At 58.5% G+C, this 272-nt stretch carries 1 protein-coding gene; it reads left to right on the top strand.

The features are described 5' to 3' along the window. Positions 1–272 (top strand): hypothetical protein (locus tag AC1RPR_RS08815; RefSeq protein ID WP_481763573.1); only part of this gene is annotated, 272 nt, incomplete at both ends.

Below are 272 nucleotides of genomic sequence, written 5' to 3' on the forward strand. Positions count from 1 at the left end.
CAGGTTTCCGGTGGCCGCGTCAAAATCTGGAAGCCCGGGGCACAAGAGCAGATCATGCGAAAGATCAAATCGCGGATCGTGGTGGCTGGTGCCATGCGAAAGGAGTGGGCCGCGTTTCTTCCGACCAAGCGCGAGTGGATCGGCGGCTGTCGCCTGACGCCAAACCAACAGGCTGTGTACGATTCGATCCTCGAAGAGACAATCCAGAAGATCGAGGAAGCAGCGCGCGAAAACAGCGAGCTGTCACGATTCTTGGGGCGTCACGATCGGAA

The sequence above is a fragment of the Dellaglioa sp. CoH-57-MRSF-22 genome (assembly GCF_056781895.1).